Annotated in this window: 21 protein-coding genes; 14 read left to right on the forward strand and 7 right to left on the reverse strand. The window is 66.0% G+C overall.

Annotated elements, in window-relative coordinates; genetic code table 11:
• Nucleotides 1–1257 carry an RNA-guided endonuclease TnpB family protein gene (locus HMUK_RS12815; protein ID WP_015763594.1) on the forward strand — a complete coding sequence of 419 codons (1257 nt, stop codon included), beginning with the start codon at nucleotides 1–3 and terminating at the stop codon, nucleotides 1255–1257.
• A 48-nt stretch (nucleotides 1258–1305) separates the two neighbouring features.
• Here HMUK_RS12815 and HMUK_RS12820 read toward each other — a convergent pair whose 3' ends face one another.
• Both HMUK_RS12820 and HMUK_RS12825 read right to left on the reverse strand, forming a co-directional pair.
• The gene (locus HMUK_RS12820; RefSeq protein ID WP_015763595.1) at nucleotides 1306–1716 is read right to left on the reverse strand and encodes a hypothetical protein; all 411 of its coding nucleotides are present in this window, start codon (nucleotides 1714–1716) and stop codon (nucleotides 1306–1308) included.
• A gap of 41 nt (nucleotides 1717–1757) precedes the next feature.
• Nucleotides 1758–2432: a hypothetical protein gene (locus HMUK_RS12825; RefSeq protein WP_015763596.1), complete on the reverse strand. Its 675-nt coding sequence runs from the start codon at nucleotides 2430–2432 to the stop codon at nucleotides 1758–1760.
• A gap of 163 nt (nucleotides 2433–2595) precedes the next feature.
• On the opposite strand from HMUK_RS12825, the gene HMUK_RS12830 reads away from it, so the two are divergent.
• Complete coding sequence (locus HMUK_RS12830; RefSeq protein WP_015763597.1) at nucleotides 2596–3282, forward strand: VOC family protein; 687 nt, start codon at nucleotides 2596–2598, stop codon at nucleotides 3280–3282.
• Between the two features lie 84 nt (nucleotides 3283–3366).
• Here HMUK_RS12830 and HMUK_RS12835 read toward each other — a convergent pair whose 3' ends face one another.
• Nucleotides 3367–3669: a DUF5779 family protein gene (locus HMUK_RS12835; RefSeq protein ID WP_015763598.1), complete on the reverse strand. Its 303-nt coding sequence runs from the start codon at nucleotides 3667–3669 to the stop codon at nucleotides 3367–3369.
• Nucleotides 3670–4061: 392 nt separating this feature from the next.
• Here HMUK_RS12835 and HMUK_RS12840 point away from each other — a divergent pair, with 392 nt between their 5' ends.
• The 11 genes from HMUK_RS12840 (at nucleotide 4062) to pfkB (ending at nucleotide 14911) form a co-directional block, all read left to right on the forward strand.
• Entirely contained in the window at nucleotides 4062–5246 is a 1185-nt protein-coding gene (locus tag HMUK_RS12840; protein WP_174259137.1) for a LeuA family protein, read from the forward strand.
• A gap of 360 nt (nucleotides 5247–5606) precedes the next feature.
• Nucleotides 5607–7367 carry a biosynthetic-type acetolactate synthase large subunit gene (gene ilvB, locus HMUK_RS12845; protein ID WP_015763600.1) on the forward strand — a complete coding sequence of 587 codons (1761 nt, stop codon included), beginning with the start codon at nucleotides 5607–5609 and terminating at the stop codon, nucleotides 7365–7367.
• Between the two features lie 8 nt (nucleotides 7368–7375).
• Entirely contained in the window at nucleotides 7376–7963 is a 588-nt protein-coding gene (ilvN, locus tag HMUK_RS12850) for an acetolactate synthase small subunit (RefSeq protein WP_049940896.1), read from the forward strand.
• Complete coding sequence (ilvC, locus tag HMUK_RS12855) at nucleotides 7956–8990, forward strand: ketol-acid reductoisomerase (RefSeq protein ID WP_015763602.1); 1035 nt, start codon at nucleotides 7956–7958, stop codon at nucleotides 8988–8990. Before ilvN ends, ilvC begins: the two co-directional genes overlap by 8 nt.
• Before the next feature lies 1 nt (nucleotide 8991).
• Nucleotides 8992–9216: a hypothetical protein gene (locus tag HMUK_RS12860; protein ID WP_015763603.1), complete on the forward strand. Its 225-nt coding sequence runs from the start codon at nucleotides 8992–8994 to the stop codon at nucleotides 9214–9216.
• On the forward strand, nucleotides 9213–10634 hold the full coding sequence (leuC, locus tag HMUK_RS12865) for a 3-isopropylmalate dehydratase large subunit (RefSeq protein WP_015763604.1): 1422 nt from the start codon (nucleotides 9213–9215) through the stop codon (nucleotides 10632–10634). The genes HMUK_RS12860 and leuC overlap by 4 nt, the downstream gene beginning before the upstream one ends.
• A complete protein-coding gene (leuD, locus tag HMUK_RS12870) occupies nucleotides 10631–11275 on the forward strand; it encodes a 3-isopropylmalate dehydratase small subunit (RefSeq protein WP_015763605.1) in 645 nt (214 codons plus the stop codon). The genes leuC and leuD overlap by 4 nt, the downstream gene beginning before the upstream one ends.
• A gap of 177 nt (nucleotides 11276–11452) precedes the next feature.
• Nucleotides 11453–12094 carry a hypothetical protein gene (locus tag HMUK_RS12875; protein WP_049940839.1) on the forward strand — a complete coding sequence of 214 codons (642 nt, stop codon included), beginning with the start codon at nucleotides 11453–11455 and terminating at the stop codon, nucleotides 12092–12094.
• Nucleotides 12095–12186: 92 nt separating this feature from the next.
• Complete coding sequence (locus HMUK_RS12880; protein WP_015763607.1) at nucleotides 12187–13167, forward strand: isocitrate/isopropylmalate dehydrogenase family protein; 981 nt, start codon at nucleotides 12187–12189, stop codon at nucleotides 13165–13167.
• A 74-nt stretch (nucleotides 13168–13241) separates the two neighbouring features.
• Nucleotides 13242–14006 carry an HTH-type transcriptional regulator GlpR gene (gene glpR, locus HMUK_RS12885; protein ID WP_015763608.1) on the forward strand — a complete coding sequence of 255 codons (765 nt, stop codon included), beginning with the start codon at nucleotides 13242–13244 and terminating at the stop codon, nucleotides 14004–14006.
• Complete coding sequence (gene pfkB, locus HMUK_RS12890) at nucleotides 14003–14911, forward strand: 1-phosphofructokinase (protein ID WP_015763609.1); 909 nt, start codon at nucleotides 14003–14005, stop codon at nucleotides 14909–14911. The genes glpR and pfkB overlap by 4 nt, the downstream gene beginning before the upstream one ends.
• Here pfkB and HMUK_RS12895 read toward each other — a convergent pair.
• From HMUK_RS12895 to HMUK_RS17785, 3 genes are all read right to left on the reverse strand, one after another.
• Nucleotides 14908–16026 (reverse strand): PfkB family carbohydrate kinase, encoded by a 1119-nt coding sequence (locus tag HMUK_RS12895; RefSeq protein ID WP_015763610.1) that lies wholly within the window; start codon nucleotides 16024–16026, stop codon nucleotides 14908–14910. The two genes, pfkB and HMUK_RS12895, sit on opposite strands and share 4 nt — an antisense overlap.
• Before the next feature lie 24 nt (nucleotides 16027–16050).
• Nucleotides 16051–16833, reverse strand: a complete 783-nt coding sequence (locus HMUK_RS12900) for a class I fructose-bisphosphate aldolase (RefSeq protein ID WP_015763611.1) — start codon at nucleotides 16831–16833, stop codon at nucleotides 16051–16053.
• A 125-nt stretch (nucleotides 16834–16958) separates the two neighbouring features.
• Nucleotides 16959–17402 carry a DUF5799 family protein gene (locus HMUK_RS17785; RefSeq protein WP_015763612.1) on the reverse strand — a complete coding sequence of 148 codons (444 nt, stop codon included), beginning with the start codon at nucleotides 17400–17402 and terminating at the stop codon, nucleotides 16959–16961.
• 122 nt (nucleotides 17403–17524) lie between these two features.
• Here HMUK_RS17785 and HMUK_RS12910 point away from each other — a divergent pair, with 122 nt between their 5' ends.
• A complete protein-coding gene (locus HMUK_RS12910) occupies nucleotides 17525–18808 on the forward strand; it encodes an FIST signal transduction protein (protein WP_015763613.1) in 1284 nt (427 codons plus the stop codon).
• A gap of 28 nt (nucleotides 18809–18836) precedes the next feature.
• Here the strand turns inward: HMUK_RS12910 and HMUK_RS12915 are convergent, their stop codons facing one another.
• Nucleotides 18837–19235 carry an OsmC family protein gene (locus HMUK_RS12915; RefSeq protein WP_015763614.1) on the reverse strand — a complete coding sequence of 133 codons (399 nt, stop codon included), beginning with the start codon at nucleotides 19233–19235 and terminating at the stop codon, nucleotides 18837–18839.
• Nucleotides 19236–19294: the final 59 nt, after the last annotated feature.

The raw sequence follows: 19294 nt of genomic DNA on the forward strand, positions 1-19294 counted from the left end.
ATGACCGCGACAACCACGAAAACGCTGGAGGCCACGCTCGCCCCGCCGACAGCCCACAAAGAGCGTAAACTGTGCGACCTGCTCGACACCTACCGGGCAGGACTCCACGAGGCGTTCGGGGCCGGGTGCGAGACGATGACCGCCACCAGCGACGTGGTAACGCCCTACGACCTGCCGTATCAGGCGAAGGCGGCCCTGTGTAACTACGTTCCGCAACTGCACGGCACCTACGATGCACAGGAGCTGGACGACGACCACCCAATTCGACTCACCAACCAAGCCGCCGAGTTTGACTACTCATCGGAACGGGACTACGAGTTTACGTGGTGGGTGCCACAGCCCGGTCGCGGGACGAACTTCTGGATACCGCTTCGTATCAACCCCGCTCAAGAAGAACTGTGGCACGACCTCGTGGACGGTGAGGCGTCAGCGGGACAGCTCCGTCTGCAACGTCACCACACGTCGTGGACGCTTCACGTCACCGTCGAGTTCCCGGTCGAAGAACCAGACTACGAACCGACAGACGACGATGTAACACCAGTCGGCTTCGACATTGGCGAAGCGCACCTGCTCGCGGGCTGTGCCTGCGAGCAGGACACTCCGACCGACCCACTACTCATCAACGGTGGCCGCGCTCGTCACCTCCGCAAGGAGATGTACACGACCCTGAAGCGACTCCAAGAGCGCGAGGCCACCGCGTGGCGGATTGACGAACGGTTCGACCACTACCAGAACGCACTCACGGACATCATCGAGAAGGCGTCTCGACAGGCAAACGAGTACGCAAGCCGCTTCGAGAAGCCTGTGGTCGTTCTGGAAGACCTCTCGTACATCCGCGAAGAACTCGATTACGGCGAGTGGATGAATCGACGCCTCCACGCATGGGCGTTTGCTCGCTTACAGGAGCGCATCGAGGACAAAGCACGAGAGGCCGGGCTTCCGGTCGAATACATCCGCCCGGAGTACACGAGCCAGACGTGCCACGAGTGCGGCCACGTCGGACACCGGAACGGCGACGAGTTCTGGTGTACGAACGACGAGTGTTGGGTCACGGAGTATCACGCAGACATTAACGCGGCGGTCAACATTGCTGGCCGCCACGACCCGTGGGGTGAGAGCCTGCCGCTGAAACCGGCAAGCGATGACATCTCACGGGATGGGAGCGCCTGTGACAGCGCCGCGATCCCCACCGAGCAGAGCCAACCACGGCGGATGACGCTCGGCGAGGTCGGGTCGGAACCCTCTGCCGGTAGTTAGCCGGCATTCCCATGCAGGGAAGCCGCGCCGTTCACGGCGCGGAGGATGTCACTCGAGTGCTTCTTCCGGCGGCGCGACGTCGAGGACGGTGAGCGACAACTCCTCGCCACGCCGGTCGAACGCGGCGATCGACTCCTCGTCCCAGGGCGGGACGGCGACGAAGATCACTTCGTGGAGGTCGTCGGTCTTCGTCACGTCCAGACGGCCCTCGGGGTGTGAGACGAATCGGCCGTTGCTCTGGGCGACCGGTGTCCCCAGGTCGAAGCCGAAAACAGCACTGACGGAGTTGCCGGCGCTGGGCATGTAGAAGTGTGTGAAAACGTCGGTCGTCGGGTCCAGATCGGCCTCCGGAAGGTCGCCGGCCGGCGTGACCGAGACGGCGACGGTCACGGAGTCCGGATCGGCGTCACGGCCCATTCCGAGCAGCGACTCGACGAGGCCACGCGTCGCGTAGATCACGGTTGTACTTCGACACGAACGCTCATAGTTCCGTCGTCGACCTACCCGAAGATGAACTCTCTGGCGGTCCTGGCGTACAGCGACGGAGCCCGCGTCCGCGAGCCGTCGAGGGCGTCCTGGACGGCCGCCGCCGCGTCTTCGTGGATCCCCGCGCCGTGGCCGACGAGGACCCGCTCGGGCGAGAGGCGGGCGAGCTTCCGCGGCGGGAAGAGCCGCAACATCGGGTGTACGCCGAGCCGCTCGCCGCTGGCTCGGAAGTACGACGAGGTGCCGAGCGACTCCGGAACGACCAGCGTCTCCGTGTCGTCGCTGTACAGCGCCGCCTCCTTCCAGAAGCCGTTGTTCTTGAGCTCGTACAGTTCATAGCCCGTCTCGCCCAGCTCCCGCTCGATCAATTCGACCGGGGCCGAGAAGTCGTCTGCGATCTCGCGCATGAACGCCGGCACGTGAACCGCAACGTCGTGGCGGTTCGCGACCGCGGCGGCGTCTCGCTTGTGCCGATCCAGCAGGACGGCGACGCCCGACACCGACCCGAGGTCCGTGACGAGGTCGTCCAGGCCATCGTGGTCGACTGGGTCGACGAGCCACACCTCGCCGTCGACCTCGATGGCGTGGCTCGCTCGCCGCATCGTCTCGTCCGGGTAGGCGAGCCAGCCGACGCCGTGGTCCCAGCGATCGATCTCCTGCCAGTCCGTCGCGGAGCCGGATCCTTTCATCGTGTCCGTAGTAGGGACAGGAAACACAAAAGCACGCCCCCGCGGGACGGTAGTTCACCACGGAGAGTGTGACAGCGTCGACAGGAGCGGCTGGAACGCGCCCGCTGCGGGTGCGCTCGGAGACCGTCGCCAACGCCTTTGGGACGGGCGACGTAGGATCCCCATGGTCGGTGCGCCCCGACACCTGACACTCGAAGTGAAGTACCTCGACCGGGCACGGGAGTTCTACGGGTCGGTGCTGGACCTTCCGGTCCGCGAGGACGGGGGCGACGAGGTCGCCTTCGGTGCGGGCGACGCGACGCTCTGGATCCGGACGCCGGGAGCGGTCCCGCGCGGTGGTCTCCACACTCACTACGCGTTCTCGGTCTCCAGAGCGGCCGCCGACGACTGGTACGAACGCCTCGACCGGCAGCTGACGGTCGACGAACATCGGTTCGGTGACGACCGTTCGCTGTACTGCTACGACTCGGACGGCAACTGCGTCGAACTCGCAGCGACCGTCGACACCGGTGACGGTGTGGTGGGGCTGTTCGAGATCGTGCTCGAAGTCGAGGCGCTCGACAGCGCCGTCGACTTCTACCGGACGCTCGGCTTCGAGGTGATCGATCGTGGCGACCAGCGCCGTCGGGTCCGGTTGACCACGGGCGAGATCGACCTCGAACTGTGGGAACCGCAGCTCGGACTGGCCGACGCCCGCGGCGGCGTCCACGTCGACTGGGGAGTCGAAGCGGCCGCTCCGCGGACGCTCACGGAACGGGTCCGGGAGGCCGCACACTCCGTCGAACACGTCGACGGCGGCAGTCGGCTCCGCGATCCGGACGGCCACTACCTCACGCTGTTCGAGCCGTAGTCTCGGGGACCGCTGTCGGCCCGTGCGGATCGACCGTCCGCTGTCGGCGTTCGACTCCGACCGTTCGGCTCGTACTGCCGGCTGTCACTCCAGTCGGTCGGTGTCGATCGTGACGCCGGGCGGGGTGACGATCAGGAACCCACGGAAGTGGACGAGTTCGCCGCCGGCCTCCTTCACGTCGCGGGCGAAGCCAGACGCCAGTTCGTTCAGGTCGCCGTCGACGTTCAAAACCAGGACTGCACCGCCGTGAATCGTCTCCAGCCACTCGTCCGGATCGGTCGAACCGTCCAGAACGCCCAGCACGATTCGGTCGGTCCCGTCCCCGCCCTCGTCGGTGTCCATCTGGTCTTCGACAGCCTGCAGGTCGAGCCCCTCGAACTCACTCATGCTCTGTCTCTGGGAGCCGAGTGAAAAAAAGCCTCCTCTCGCCGTCGCCCTGGGGCGGGCGCAGTTGCTCCCGTCGTCTGCGCCGCCACCGACGGCTCCGTCTGGTGTACCTATAGTAACAATTGAAACGATTTACACACCGATCGCACTGCTGTCGTGCGATCGGGTGTGCATTGATTTTCAATGGCTACTATATCGAGAGAATGATCGCTCTCGGAGAGTGTCACGGTACAGTGTGGCACGGGCGGCCTGTGTCGAGCGGTTCGACGGCTGTCGAGGGCGACGGGAGACGTATCACTCAAAATAGGCATGGACAGGTTTAAATATACGGAGCGTCCCGTATCAGACGATTATGTCCAACAACATAGAGGGCACGTCGGAATCTCCGGCGGATCGAGTTCTTCCAGGGCACACTGGATTCCACTTCTGAGATTACAGAAGCACGTATTTTCGATACGACGCTACGTGACGGCGAGCAGTCGCCACGAACGTCGTTTAGTTACGAAGACAAACGAGAGATTGCAGCGATTCTCGACGACATGGGTACCCACGTCATCGAGGCGGGGTTCCCGGTCAACTCCGACGCGGAGTTCGAGGCCGTCCGAGACATCACCGAGGCCAGTTCGGTGACGGTCTGTGGGCTGGCCCGCGTCGTCGAGAAGGACATCGAGGCGGCACTGGACGCCGGTGTGGATCTGGTCCACACGTTCGTCTCGACGAGCGACGTACAGCTACAGGACTCCATGCACGCGACCCGACAGGAGGCACTCGACAGCGCGATCGAGTCCGTCGAGCGCGTCAAGGAGGCCGGTGTGGAATGCATGTTCTCGCCGATGGACGCCACGCGCACCGACGAGGACTTCCTCGTCGACGTGATCGAGGGCGTCTCCGAGGCGGGGACCGACTGGATCAACATTCCCGACACCTGCGGCGTCGCCACGCCCCGTCGGTTCTACGACCTCATCGAGATGGTCGACGCGGAGACCGACGCGCGCATCGACGTCCACACCCACGACGACTTCGGGCTGGCGTCGGCGAACGCCATCTCGGGGTACGAGGCCGGGGCGGCCCAGGCACAGGTCAGCGTCAACGGCATCGGCGAACGCGCCGGCAACGCGGCCTACGAGGAGGTCGTGATGGCACTGGAGAGCCTCTACGACGTGGAGACGGGGATCGACACGACCCGGATCACCGAACTCTCCGCGATCATCGAGGAGAAGTCTGGCATCGACGTACCCGCGAACAAACCGGTGGTGGGTGCGAATGCCTTCTCCCACGAGAGCGGGATTCACGCGGCGGGCGTGATCGAGAACTCCGACACGTTCGAGCCCGGCGTCATGACCCCCGAGATGGTCGGGGCCAAGCGCCAGCTCGTGCTGGGCAAGCATACGGGCCAACACTCGGTCCGCGAGCGTCTGGTCGACGCCGGCTACGATCCGACGGACGAGCACGTCCGGGAAGTGACCCGGCGCGTCAAAGACTACGGCGCAGAGAAAAAGCGGGTCACGATGGCGGAGCTGCGACGCTTCGCCGAGGACATCGGCGTCCCCGAGTCCCAAGAGGAGGTCCGGGTATAGCGATGCCTCCTCGACCGGTTCGCGACCGTCACAAGCGGCTGGTATCGGCCGGCCGACGCGTCCGACGAGCCGTGGGTGAGCGTGTCGTCCGACAGATCGTGTCACGGAACGCTTATTATGTGGCACGCACAGAGACTCGACACGATGATGGCGCAGGCTGGTGCCAGGGTTCGCCCCGCAGACAGCCGCGCGACCGCGATTCTCGGCGGCCGTATTGTAGGGGCTGTCTAGCCCCTCTTCTCACACACTTCTCAGCGATCGTCGGACCGGTTTTCCACCAATCACAGGAGACTCCAGCAATGCATACACACACACGACCACGCAGAACAGCACGCAAAACAGCACAGCGAGGTGAGTGCGATGAGTGAACGAGCGTCGGTCCAGGCCGACGAGGCCGACGCCGACGAGGACGAACCGGAGCCGGCCCCGGTCACGACCGGCGCACAGTCGGTCGTCAGGGCGCTGGAAAACGCGGGCGCGGAGTACGTCTTCGGCGTCCAGGGCGGCGCGATCATGCCCGTCTACGACGCGCTGTACGACTCCGAGATCGACCACGTCACCATGGCCCACGAACAGGGCGCGTCCCACGCCGCCGACGCGTTCGGCATCGTCTCGGGCGAGCCCGGCGTCTGCTTTGCCACGTCTGGCCCCGGCGCGACGAACCTCGTCACCGGACTGGCCGACGCCAACATGGACTCGGACCCGGTGATCGCGCTGACCGGCCAGGTGCCGACGGAGTTCGTCGGCAACGACGCCTTCCAGGAGACGGACACGGTCGGCATCACCCAGCCGGTCACCAAACACAGCTACTTCGCCGACGACGCAGACACCGTCGGCACCGAGGTTGGCGAGGCCTGGGCGCTGGCAAACGAGGGACGGCAGGGACCGACGCTGGTCGACCTCCCGAAAGACATCACGAAAGGGGAGACGGACGTGGAGCCGGCGGCCCCCAAGCGGCCAGACACCTACGACGTGCCAGAAGAGGCCGACGACGAGAACGTCCAGGAGGCCGCCGACGCGCTGGCGGCCGCCGAGCGGCCGGTCGTCCTCGCGGGCGGCGGCGTCATCAAGGCCGACGCCGCCGACGCGCTGCGAGACTTCGCCTTCGAGTACGAGATTCCGGTCGTCACGACGATGCCGGGGATCGGGAGCTTCCCCGAAGACCACGAGCTCTCCCTGGAGTGGGCGGGCATGCACGGCACCGGCTACGCCAACATGGCGATCACCAACACCGACTGCATGCTGGCGATCGGCACCCGCTTCGACGACCGGCTGACGGGCGGAATCGACTCCTTCGCACCCGACGCCGACATCGTCCACGTCGACATCGACCCGGCCGAGGTCAGCAAGAACGTCCACGCGGACTACCCGCTGATCGGCGACGCTCGGGCCACGCTCCGGCAGCTGTACGACGCGATGCCGTCGGCACCGGACGCCGACGAGTGGCGCGAGCAGTGCCAGGAGTGGAAGGCCGAGTACCCCATGGACTACGAGACGCCCGACGACGAACCGCTGAAGCCACAGTACGTCGTCGAGCGGTTCAGCGAGGTAACGCCCGACGACACCATCGTCTGTACCGGCGTCGGCCAGCACCAGATGTGGGCCTCCCAGTTCTGGGAGTTCACCGAACCCCGCACCTGGGTCTCCAGTCACGGACTGGGGACGATGGGCTATGGCGCGCCAGCCGCCATCGGTGCGAAGCTGGCCGCGCCCGACCAGGAGGTCGTCTGCTTCGACGGTGACGGCTCCTTCCTGATGACCGTCCAGGAGCTCTCGGTCGCCGTCCGCGAGAACCTCGACATCACCTACGTCGTCCTCAACAACGAGGCCGTCGGGATGGTCCGCCAGTGGCAGGACGCCTTCCACGAGGGTCGTCGGATGGCCTCCGAGTACCCGTGGGTTCCCGAGTTCGACAAGCTCGCGGAGGCCTTCGGCGCGCGCGGCTTCCGGCTGGAGGAGTACGACAACGTCGAGGAGACGATCCAGGCGGCACGCGAGTACGACGGCCCCGCGGTCGTCGACGCGATCATCGATCCCGCAGAGAACGTCTATCCGATGGTTCCGAGCGGCGGAGACAACGGACTGTTCGCACTGAACGAGCGACATCTGGAGCAACTATGACCGGTGGGATGCCAGGGCCGGCCCCGGACGAGCGGATGCGTCCGGAAGGGCGGCGCAACACGCAAGGTATTCGAATCGACCCCGAGGCGGAGGTCACGCACGAGCCACGCGAGGCCGTGCTCTCCGCGCTCGTGAAACACGAGCCCGGCGTCCTCTCGGAGGTGTCGAGCCTCTTTAGCCGCCGGCAGTTCAACATCGAGAGCCTGACCGTCGGTCCGACTCACGACGACGGGGTGGCCCGGATGACGATCGTCATCGAGGAACCCCAGCCCGGCATCGAGCAGGCCAAAAAGCAGCTTCGCAAGCTCGTGCCGACGATCTCGGTGACGGAACTGGACCAGCAGAACACGCGCCGCGAACTCGCACTGATCAAGGTCAGCGGCGAGAAGCCAGACGACGTCAACGCCGTCGCGGACATGTACGGCGGGAAGGCGGTCGATGCGACCGCCGAGTCGGTCACCGTCGAGCTGACCGGCAGCAAGCAGAAGATCGACGCCGCCGTCGGCGCGTTCGAGCAGTTCGACGTGCAGGAAGTCGTGCGGACCGGAACCGCAGCACTTGAAAGAGGGGCCGACACACTGGAGAACGATGACTGACAAACTCACGACCGACGTTTACTACGACGAAGACGTAGACGCATCGCACATCGAAGACAAGACCGTCGCGATCCTCGGCTACGGCAGCCAGGGCCACGCACAGGCCCAGAACCTCGACGACAGCGGCGTCGACGTGGTGGTCGGACTGCGAGAGTCCTCGTCGTCCCGGACCGAGGCGGAAGCCGACGGACTGCGCGTCGAGACGCCCGCGGCCGCCGCCAGCGAGGCCGACATCGTCGTCATGCTGGTCCCGGACACGGTCCAGCCCGACGTGTACGAGACCATCGAGGACGGCCTCGACGCGGGCGACACGCTCCAGTTCGCACACGGATTCAACATCCACTACGGCCAGATCGAGCCCGCCGCGGACGTGGACGTGACGATGGTCGCGCCCAAGTCCCCCGGCCACCTCGTGCGCCGCACGTACAAGCGCGACGAGGGGACGCCGGGTCTGATCGCCGTCGAGCAGGACGCGACCGGCGACGCCAAGCAGGAGGCACTCGCCTACGCCCGGGCCGTCGGCTGCGCGCGAGCCGGCGTCATCGAGACGACCTTCCAGGAAGAAGTCGAGACCGACCTGTTCGGCGAGCAGGCCGTCCTCTGTGGCGGCGTCACCGACCTCGTGAAGGCCGGCTTCGAGACGCTCGTCGACGCGGGCTACGCCCCCGAGATGGCCTACTTCGAGTGTCTGAACGAGCTCAAGCTCATCGTCGATCTGATGTACGAAGGCGGTCACATGGGGATGTGGAACTCCGTCTCCGACACCGCCGAGTACGGCGGGCTCACGCGCGGTGAGTCGGTGATCGACCGCGAGGGCATGGAGAAAATCCTCGAAGAGGTCCAGAACGGCGAGTTCGCCCGCGAGTGGATCTCGGAGAACCAGGCCAACCGGCCGGCCTACAAGCAGTACCGTTCGGCCGAACAGAACCACCAGATCGAACGCGTCGGCGCGGACCTGCGCGAACTGTTCGCGTGGGACGGCGAGGACGCCGACGCCGACGCTGCGGAAGCACCAGCGGACGACTGACATGAGCAACATGCACGACGTGGATCACACGCATCCACACACGGACGAATCGTTCGGCGGCGCGTTCCGTCGCGGCCCGACAGTGGTCGCCGACGGCGGCGAGCGGCCGACGGAGACAGACGAAGCGGAGACCGACACCATGGACGACGTGGACCACGAGTCTCCCACTGAAGGCACGACCCGCGTCTTCGAGCGCGGCACAGAGGGACGGACGGATTCCGTATGAGCCAGAACACACTGTACGACAAGGTCTGGGACCGGCACAAAGTCACGACCCTGCCCAACGGGCAGGACCAGCTGTTCGTCGGGCTCCACCTCATCCACGAGGTCACGAGTCCCCAGGCGTTCGGGATGCTCAAAGAGCGCGGCCTCGAAGTCGCGCGGCCGGACCTGACCCACGCGACGGTCGACCACATCGTCCCGACCGGGAACCAGGATCGGCCCTACGCCGAAGACGCGGCCGAGAGCATGATGGTCGAGCTAGAGGAGAACGTCCGCGACGCGGGCATCCAGTTCTCCGATCCGACGACCGGCGATCAGGGGATCGTCCACGTCATCGGGCCGGAGCAGGGGATCACCCAGCCCGGCAAGACGATCGTCTGTGGCGACAGCCACACGTCGACACACGGCGCGTTCGGCGCGCTCGCGTTCGGGATCGGCACGAGCCAGATCCGGGACGTGCTGGCGACCCAGACCATCGCGATGGAGAAACAGAAGGTCCGGAAGATCCAGGTCGACGGCGAACTCGGCGAGGGCGTCGAGGCTAAGGACATCATCCTGGAGATCATCCGCCGGCTCGGCACCGAGGGCGGCGTCGGCTACGTCTACGAGTACGCCGGTGAGGCCATCGAGAACCTCGGGATGGAAGGGCGGATGTCCATCTGTAACATGTCCATCGAAGGTGGTGCCCGTGCGGGCTACGTCAACCCCGACGAGACCACCTACGAGTGGCTCGAAGCGACGGACTACTTCCAGGAGCACCCCGAGAAGTTCGACGAACTGAAGCCCTACTGGGAGTCGATCCGGAGCGACGACGACGCCGAGTACGACGACGTGGTCCACATCGACGCCTCGGAGCTGGACCCCGTCGTGACGTGGGGGACCACCCCCGGTCAGGGCATCGGCATCCACGACCCGATTCCGGCACCCGAGGACCTGGCCGACGGCAAGCAGGACACGGCGCGACGCGCACAGGAACACATGCGCGTCGAACCCGGCGAGACCATGGAAGGCTACGACATCGACGTGGCCTTCCTGGGCTCGTGTACCAACGCCCGCCTGCCCGACCTGCGTCGGGCCGCCCGTATCGTCGAGGGTCGCGAGGTCGCAGACGACGTGCGCGCGATGGTCGTCCCCGGCAGCCAGCGCGTTCAGCAGGCCGCCAAAGAGGAGGGCCTGAAGGACATCTTCGAGGAGGCCGGCTTCGACTGGCGCAACGCCGGCTGCTCGATGTGTCTGGGCATGAACGAGGACCAGCTCGAAGGCGACGAGGCCTGTGCGTCCTCGTCGAACCGGAACTTCGTCGGCCGCCAGGGGAGCAAGGACGGTCGCACCGTCCTGATGAACCCCCGGATGGTCGCAGCCGCGGCGATCACCGGCGAGGTCTCTGACGTGCGCGAACTGGAGGAGGTGCAGACTGCATGACCGACGCCACCGAGGACATCCCCTCCGTCGACTACGTCGAGGGCAGCGGCGTCCCGATCCGCGGGAACGACATCGACACCGACCAGATCATCCCCGCGCGGTTCATGAAGGTCGTCACGTTCGACGGACTGGGCGAGTTCGCCTTCTTCGACCTGCGCTTCGACGACGACGACAACCAGAAAGACCACCCGTTCAACGAGGAGCGCTTCCAGGACGCCAACGTGCTGGTCGTCAACGACAACTTCGGCTGTGGCTCCTCTCGCGAACACGCGCCCCAGGCCCTGATGCGCTGGGGGATCGACGCCATCATCGGCGAGGGCTTCGCCGAGATCTTCGCCGGCAACTGCCTCGCGCTCGGCATCCCGACCGTGACGGCCGACCACGAGACGATCAACGATCTCCAGCAGTGGGTCGACGACAACCCCGACGGCGAGATCGAGGTCGACGTGGCGGCCGAGACGGTCACGTATGGGGGCAACGAGATCGGCGTCAGCGTCGACAGCGCCCAGCGGCAGGCCCTCGTCGAGGGTATCTGGGACACGACCGCGCTGATGAAGTCCAACGAGCAGGCCATCGCGGCGACGGCCGACTCGCTGCCCTACGTCGACCAGACCCGAGACGAGATCCACTCCGACGACTGATCGTCGGCTGTGACTCTGTGACGGAGTTCGCCGTCCCGAAGTGGACGAACTCCGTCACGAAGGACGGCTAACAGGACGAGCGGCGACAGCCGACGACGCCGGGTTTTCCAGCGTCAGACGGCGACGGAACGCGGTAACGAGCGGCTAACAAACCGAAGTCGGCGTCTGCCATCGGTCATGGCCACGCACGAACGCGGTGAGCGACCGTCACTGGTGGGGTGGATGACGACCGTGCGCGCGTTCTCGATACTCGCGTGTACCCTCGTCGAGACGGCGGCGCTCGTGATCTGGCTGGCGGTCGTTCAGACCGCGGCGCTTTCCTCGGCGACGACACTCGTCGGCTGTGGCATCCTCGCAGTCGGACTCGTCGTCGAACGCATCCTGAAGGACCTGACAGTCAACGGCGTCGCCCTCACCGTGTCGACGGGGGCGCTGGTCGGTCTCACAGTCGCCGAGACGACGGCGTGGACCCTGTGGCTGGCGGTCGCCGAAGCATCGATCGCGGTCGAGGGGTTCGTGCTCGCGGCGACGGTCCTCGCCGTCTCGCTGGCCGTGCTGTACACGGTAGAGGACAGCGCACTCCGGGGCGTGACGCCTCACTCGTCGCTACTGGACCCCGGAACCGCCAGTATCGGCCTCGTCACGGCAGTCGGGGCCACGGCCTGGCTGCTGTGTGAACTGCGACCGGCGACGGCCGCGCGGTGGCTCGGGACCGTCGGGATCGAGCGCGCCGACCTCTCTCTCGCGGGCCTCGCTGTGCTCGCGCTCGCGGTGTTCGTCACGCACAACGTCGGCGTCGCCTACGCACGCAGTTCGTAGGCCGTGGGGCGTTCGCGTCCGTCGGTCCCGCTCTGCGAGGGCGGACGAGCGGTATCGACACCCTCTTTTCGACGCCCGCGAGACGTACGCGCATGACTCACGAGATCGCAGTGATTCCCGGCGACGGGATCGGACAGGAGGTCACGCCCGCGGCCGTCGACGTACTGGAGGCGCTCGACGTCGACTTCGCATTCGTCGAGGGCGAGGCCGGCGACGCAGTGAAGGCCGAGACCGGCGAGGCACTGCCACAGGAGACCCGCGAGATCGCCGCCGACGCCGACGCGACGCTGTTCGGTGCGGCCGGCGAGACGGCCGCCGACGTGATCTTGCCGCTCCGGCAGGTCGTCGACTCCTTCGCCAACGTCCGCCCGGCCATCTCTTACCCCGGCCTGGACGCCGTACAGCCCGACACGGATCTCGTGTTCATTCGGGAGAACACGGAGGGGGTCTACAAGGGCATCGAGAGCGAGATCACCGACGGTGTCACCACCTGTACGCGCGTGATTACCGAGGACGCCTCCGAGAAGATCGCCGACTTCGGCTTCGACTACGCCCGCCAGAACGACTACGACGACGTGACCATCGCCCACAAGGCAAACGTCATGCGCGAGACCGACGGCCTGTTCCTCGACACCGCCGAGGCGGTCGGAGCGGACCGCGGTGCCGACTACGACACCGCGCTGATGGACGCGCTGGCGATGCATCTGGTCATGCACCCCGAGGACTACGGCGTCGTGATCTGTCCGAACCTCGCCGGGGACATGCTGTCGGACCTCGCGGCCGGGCTGGTCGGCGGCCTCGGTCTGCTACCGAGCGCGAACGTCGGCGAGGACAACGCGCTGTTCGAACCGGTCCACGGCTCCGCGCCGGACATCGCGGGCGAGGGGGTCGCAAACCCGGCTGCGATGATCCTCTCGGCCGCGATGCTGCTCGATCATCTGGGGTACGAAGACGAGGGCGACCGCGTTCGAACGGCCGTCGAAGCGACGCTCGAAGACGGTCCGAAGACGCCGGACCTCGGCGGCTCGGCCTCGACCGAGGCGGTCACCGAGGCCGTCGTCGACCGGCTCTAGATCACTCAGTTTCGAGCAAAAACGAACAGCAACGATAGAAAGTAGTAAGTTCGCCGGCCACGAACGGCGGTGTAATGCTGCCAGCCGAGCGCAAGCGGCGGATCGTCGAACTCGTCACGGAGCGTGACGGCTGTTCTGTCGCCCGACTCGCGACCGAACTCGACTTCTCGAAAGCGACGATCCGGCGCGACCTACAGGAGCTCGAAGACGACGGCCGGATCGAACGATCACACGGCGGTGCCGTCCCTGCGTCGTCGGTCGGACAGGAGCGCCCGTACGGCCAGCGCGAAGTCGACCGACTGGACGCCAAACAGGCCATCGCCGCCCGCGCGGTCGACCTGTTGCAGGACGCGCAGGTGGTGTCGTTCGACGCCGGGACGACGACGATGGCCGTCGCACGTGCGCTGCCCAGCGAGGCCGGCGTCGAGGCGGTGACGAACATGCCGGATCTGGCGACGACCCTGCTGGACAAAGGCATCGAGGTGACGGTGACCGGCGGGACTTTGCGCCGCCGGACTCGGGCGCTGGTCGGTCCGACCGCCCAGCGGTTCCTCGACGACCACCACGTCGACCTGCTGTTCGTCGGGACGAACAGCATCGACGCGACGGCCGGGCTGACGACCCCCAACGAGGCCGAGGCCGCTGTCAAGTCCCGGTTCGTCGAGCAGGCCAGCCGCGTCGTGCTCGTCGCTGACAGCTCGAAGTTCGACGAGCAGTCGTTCGTCACCGTCGCCGCCCTCGACGCGGTCGACACGCTGGTGACCGACCGCACGCCGGACGGTGCGCTGGCCGCCGCCCTCGACGAGGCCGACGTGACCGTCCTGGAGGCAGACGCGTGATCCTCACGGTCACCTACAACCCCGCCGTCGACCAGACGGTCACCTTCGACGAGCCACTGGCCAGCGAGACGGTCAACAGAGCGACCGACGCGCAGTTCGACGCCGGTGGCAAGGGGATCAACGTCTCGCAGTTCCTGACAGCGATGGACACCGCTACCGTCGCTACCGGGCTCCTGGGCGGCTTTACGGGAACCTTCGTCACGGAACAGCTCGAAGCGGCCGACATTCCCGCGGAGTTCGTCACCGTCGACGAGCCGACGCGGCTCAACACGACCGCGCTGGCCGGCGGAGCCGACTACAAGCTCAACCAGGCGGGCCCCACCGTCGACGCGAGCGCCGTCGACGACCTCGTCGATCGCATCGCCGACCACGAGCCGGCCCGCGTGCTCGTCGGTGGCAGTCTCCCGCCGGGACTGGAGAGCGACGCCATCGACCGCATCGCCTCGTCCGGACCGTGGCGGACGGCCGTCGACGTCGAAGGCGAGACGCTACGGACGCTGTCGGCCGACTACGCGCTGTGCAAGCCCAACCGCGAGGAGCTGGCCGCAGCCACCGAGACGACCGTCGAGACCGTCGAGGAGTGTGTGGCGGCCGCCAGCGCGCTCGGAGAGCGGGGCTTCGAGCGCGTCGTCGCGTCGCTGGGTGCCGACGGAGCCGTCCTCGTCGGTCCCGACGGGGCCGTCCACGCCGAACCGCTGGCCGTCGATGTCGTCGACACGGTCGGTGCCGGCGACGCGCTGCTGTCGGGCGTGCTGGCGTCGCTCGAACGCGGTGAGAGTGACGAACTCGCGCTGGCGACGGGAGTGGCGGTCGCGTCGCGCGTGGTGTCGCAGGCGGGGACCGGCGTTCCGGACCTCGACGGCGTCTTCGAGGATCGGTCCGCCGTCGAGACGCGACGGCTCTAGAACTTCGTCCCGTACTCGTCGACGAACGCACGGACCGCCTCGAACGTCGGTGGTTCGCCGCTGCGCACGAACGCACCGGCGACGGCGTTGCCGACGACGACGGCACCGGCCGGATCCACACCGGCGACCAGTGCCAGCGCGAGGCCGGCGTTGAAGTGGTCGCCGGCACTCGTCGTCAACTCGGGGTCGTCGACGGACGGGACGGCTACGTCCGTGGTCCCGTCGGCCCCAGCGACCAGCGACCGGTCGACGCCGTGCGAGACGAACAGGCTGGCGTCGAAGGTCTCGCGGAGCGTGCGAGCCTTCGCTTCGAGCGATTCCTCGCTGCCGTCGCCGTAGGTCTCTGCGAGGAGTTGGGTCTCGGCGCGGTTGGCCGAGACGACGACGCGCGTCTTGGCCGCGAGGCGACCGATGGCACCGGTCCCGCCGTCGAGGCGCTCGGCGTCGAGCTTCCGTACGTCGCCGGGATCGACGAGCACCGTCTCGGGCGGCTCGTCGATGTCGTCCCAGAGCCCGGCGATCCCGTCGAGTACGTCCGGCAGGTCGGGCGTCTCCGCCCAGTAGCCGGTGCCAAGCAGGGCCGCACCGTCGAGCCGGTCGCGGAGACGTTCTCGACCGAGCCGGTCCGTGAGAAACGACCAGTCCAGGTCCATCGTCGTCCCGTTCTCGATGAGCATGAGCTTGCCGTCGTCGAACTCGACGGCGTCCGTGTAGCCCGGTTGTCCCAGCGAGTGCAGCTCGCAGTCGGCGAACTCGTCGGCGAACACGTCACGCACCGGCTGGCCGTACATCCCGATCATCACCGGATCGAAGCCCCAGCCGCCGAAGGCCCGAGCGAGGTGGCTCGTGTGGCCGCCGGTCCGGGTCCCTCGCTGGAGCCACTCGAAGGAGAGGGAGCTGTCGGCCGCGACGGAGTCGTGGACGCGATCGCCAAAGCCCGCCAGCGTGTCCAGTCGGTCGTAGTCGTCGGGATCGTGGCGATCGGCGACGACCTCGCGGACGCGGTCGACGTAGCCGTCGAAGCCGAAGACGACTCGCTCGCTCGGGACTGTCTCCGGGAGCTGTGCCCGTGCAACGGCGACGGCGGCCTCGGTCTCGTCGTCGAACGAACTCATAGTGGTCCTCTCTCCTCCCGTCCCTTAGAGTACGTCGTCTGCACTCGCACCCTCGAAGACGACCCGTTCGAGTTTGTCGAGGATGTCGTACGGGTCCTCTCGTTGCCAGACGTTGCGGCCGACCGCGAGCCCGGAGACACCCGCGTCGAGACAGCCCTCGACCAGTTCGAGGAACTCGCGGTCGGAGGTCTTCGAACCGCCAGAGAGGAGGACGCCGGTGTCGCCGGCCGCGTCGACGGCGTGAGCCATGGCCCCCGGACTGCGTGGGTACTTGACCTTCACGAAGTCACCGCCGAGTTCGAGGCCGATGCGGGCGGCGTAGGCGATCGCGTCCCGACTCCGATGCTCCTTGATCGCCTGTCCGCGCGGGTACGACCACATCGCTATCGGGAGGTCGTGATCGCGTGCTCGCTCCTGAACCGGCCCGAAGTCCTCGAACAGCCGCGGTTCGTCGTTGACGCCGGGGTAGACCGTGTACCCGACGGCGTCGGCACCCAGCTCGGCGGCGTAGTCGACCGACCAGTTCTGGGCCGCGTACGGTTCGCCCATCCAGAGGTCCGAACCGCCGTTGAGCTTCGCCAGCAGATTCACCTCGTCGTCGTAGCTGGGATAGTACGTCTCGGTCAGTCCCTTGCCGACGGCCAGAGCGGTGACCGCGTCGTGGGTCGCCATCTCGAAGACCGCGTTCGGATCGAGACGCGCCTCGACGCCGTCGAACTGCTTTGGCCCGTGTTCGAGCCCGTGATCGTGCGCGAGGACGATCGTCTTGCCGTTGCGGACGAGCGGCGAGTCGTCGCTGACGTGCATGCACGCTCGTACGAAAAACGATCACAAAGCGTTTTCGAATATGATTGTTTCGTACCGTTTCCGATCGGGCCGGCCAGAGCGTCGCCACTATCGGGAGTCACGGTCACGAAACGTCGCTCCGGGCGCTACGCGGCGCGGTCGCAGACCATACTCCAGCGCCCGTTCGTCTCTAGCTTCTCCTGGAGCAGTCCCGCGTACTCAGCCGCGAGCTCCTCGGCTTCCTGGATGCGGTCGTCGCCGCCACCACCGCCGCCGAGTCCCAGCGCGTCCTTGACGCCGCCCAGGATCCCTCCGCCGGTGTCGCCGCTCGAACCGCCGCCACCACCACCACCCATCGGCCCCTGCTCGGCGATCCGATCGAGTTCGGGCATGATCGTCGAGAGGTTCGACGTGTCGGCCACGATCTCTGCCGTCTCCGGATCTTCGGCCCCGTTGATCTCGAATTCGAGTGCCGTCATCACGAGGTTCCACTGCTGGTTCGAGAACGACGAGGCCTCGACGCGGTCGTTGAACTCGGTGTCGACCTCCATTCGCTCCGCGGCGATCGCGTTCGTCCAGTCGCTACTCATACACAGGCGTTCACGAGCCGGGGGTATGAGCGTTTCCCGCTCGTATTACCTTGTTTTCCACCACCGTGGAGTCTCCGCTAACTCCGTGACACATAAGTTGTCCTTTCAGTTAGACAGTGTACATGGACACACAGGTCGGTACAGGGCAAGCAACGGGAGATAACGGTGACGCCGCCGGTATGGCAGCAGCGCGTGAGGCTCTTAACGGCATTGAAGCTGATAGCCCCGACTTCTGTCAAGTATTCTGTTCACCAGTCTACGACTACGATGCAGTGCTGTGGGGCATTCGAAGCGTCGTCGGTTCAGACACCGAAGTCATCGGCTGCTCGTCTTCGGGAGAGTTCACTGAAGCGGGCTCGAAAGCAGAGACCGTGACAGTTGGCATCGTCGCTTCGGACTCGATGGAGTTCTTTACTACGCTCTCGACGGGGTTGGGTGCCGACCACAAGCGCTGCCTGTTCGAAGCGGTACACGATCTTCCGGAACCGGATGCTCCGCAGATCGACCAGTACCCACACCGTGCGGTAATCAACCTCCATGACGGAATCGTCAGCATCGGAGACGAGATCACGAAGCTCACCGAGCAGTATCTCGACGACGACCAGATTCCGATTGTCGGCGGCTCTGCTGGTGACGACCTTCGGCTAGAGGAGACACACGTATTCTGTAATGGACAGGTCGAATCAGACGCCGTCGCGCTCGCGCTACTGGCCTCTGAAGATCCATTCGCGGTAACGGTCAACCACGGCCACGAACCGATTTCGGAGCCGATGGCTGTCACGCGGGCCGAAGGAAGCACAGTCTACGAGCTCGACGGACGGCCCGCTTTCGAGGCCTGGCGAGATGCAATTCAGACAGATGCGAGAGAGTCGTACGGAATCGACGTCGACGACTTGGATGCCGGTTCTGAGGAGTTTCTAATGTTACTCGGCCGCTACGAGCTGGGTATCGAGTCGGAACCCGACGCCGACGCACAGAGTATCGCGTCTCGGATTAGAGATTTCGTCGCGTCTGCGTTCATTTCGACGGAAGGGTACAACATCCGGTGGCCGGGACGGACCGCAAATACTGATGGCTCTCTCGGATTTACCGTAGACATTGCCGAAGGAACTGAGTTACGTGTCACACACAGCAGCAAACCCGATCAGGTGTCGGCCGTCGAAACAGCCGCATCGAATGCCGCCGACGAACTCGGCGGCAATGCCGTTGCTGGCGGGTTCGTCTACGACTGTGCGTGTCGGGCGATGATTCTGGGAGATGACTTCGACGACGCAGTCGACGCGATCAGCCGTTCGATCGATGCACCGTTCGCTGGCTTCGAAACATACGGCGAAGTCTGCTCGGCGGACGAGGACTATACGGGCTATCACAACACCTCTGCAGTTGTGTTCTTGTTCCCGGAGTAACCGCCGGCAAAAGTCGTCTCCTCGCGGCTCAGACCACGTCGTCGTGCAGCGTGATCTCGGCGTGGAGTTCGTCCTGGAGTGCCGAGTGAACGTGACAGATCTCCTCGCCGAGTTCGACGATCTCCTCGACGTCGTCGCCGAGGTCGGCCTCGACCTTGATCTCGAACGCCACCGCGTCGAGGTCGTCGTCGTCGTCGAGATCAGCTGCAACCTCGGCCTCGACAGCGCCCAGATCGTCGTAGCCGGTCTGGTCTGCGGCGACGCGCAGCGCCGGGATGTAACACGAGACGTAGTCCGCCGCCAGCACCTGGTTCGGAGACGGACCGTCCTCGCTCAGCGCGTCGACGACCAGTTCCCACTCGTCGTCGATGACGTTCGTGACCGTATACCCTTCCTCACACGTACTGCTGACTTCGATGTCTGCCATAGCACTCGTGAGGTCGAACGGCTCCGCCGTAAACGTTGTCGATCCGTAATACTGAGGGT

This window comes from Halomicrobium mukohataei DSM 12286 (assembly GCF_000023965.1).
Taxonomy (GTDB): domain Archaea; phylum Halobacteriota; class Halobacteria; order Halobacteriales; family Haloarculaceae; genus Halomicrobium; species Halomicrobium mukohataei.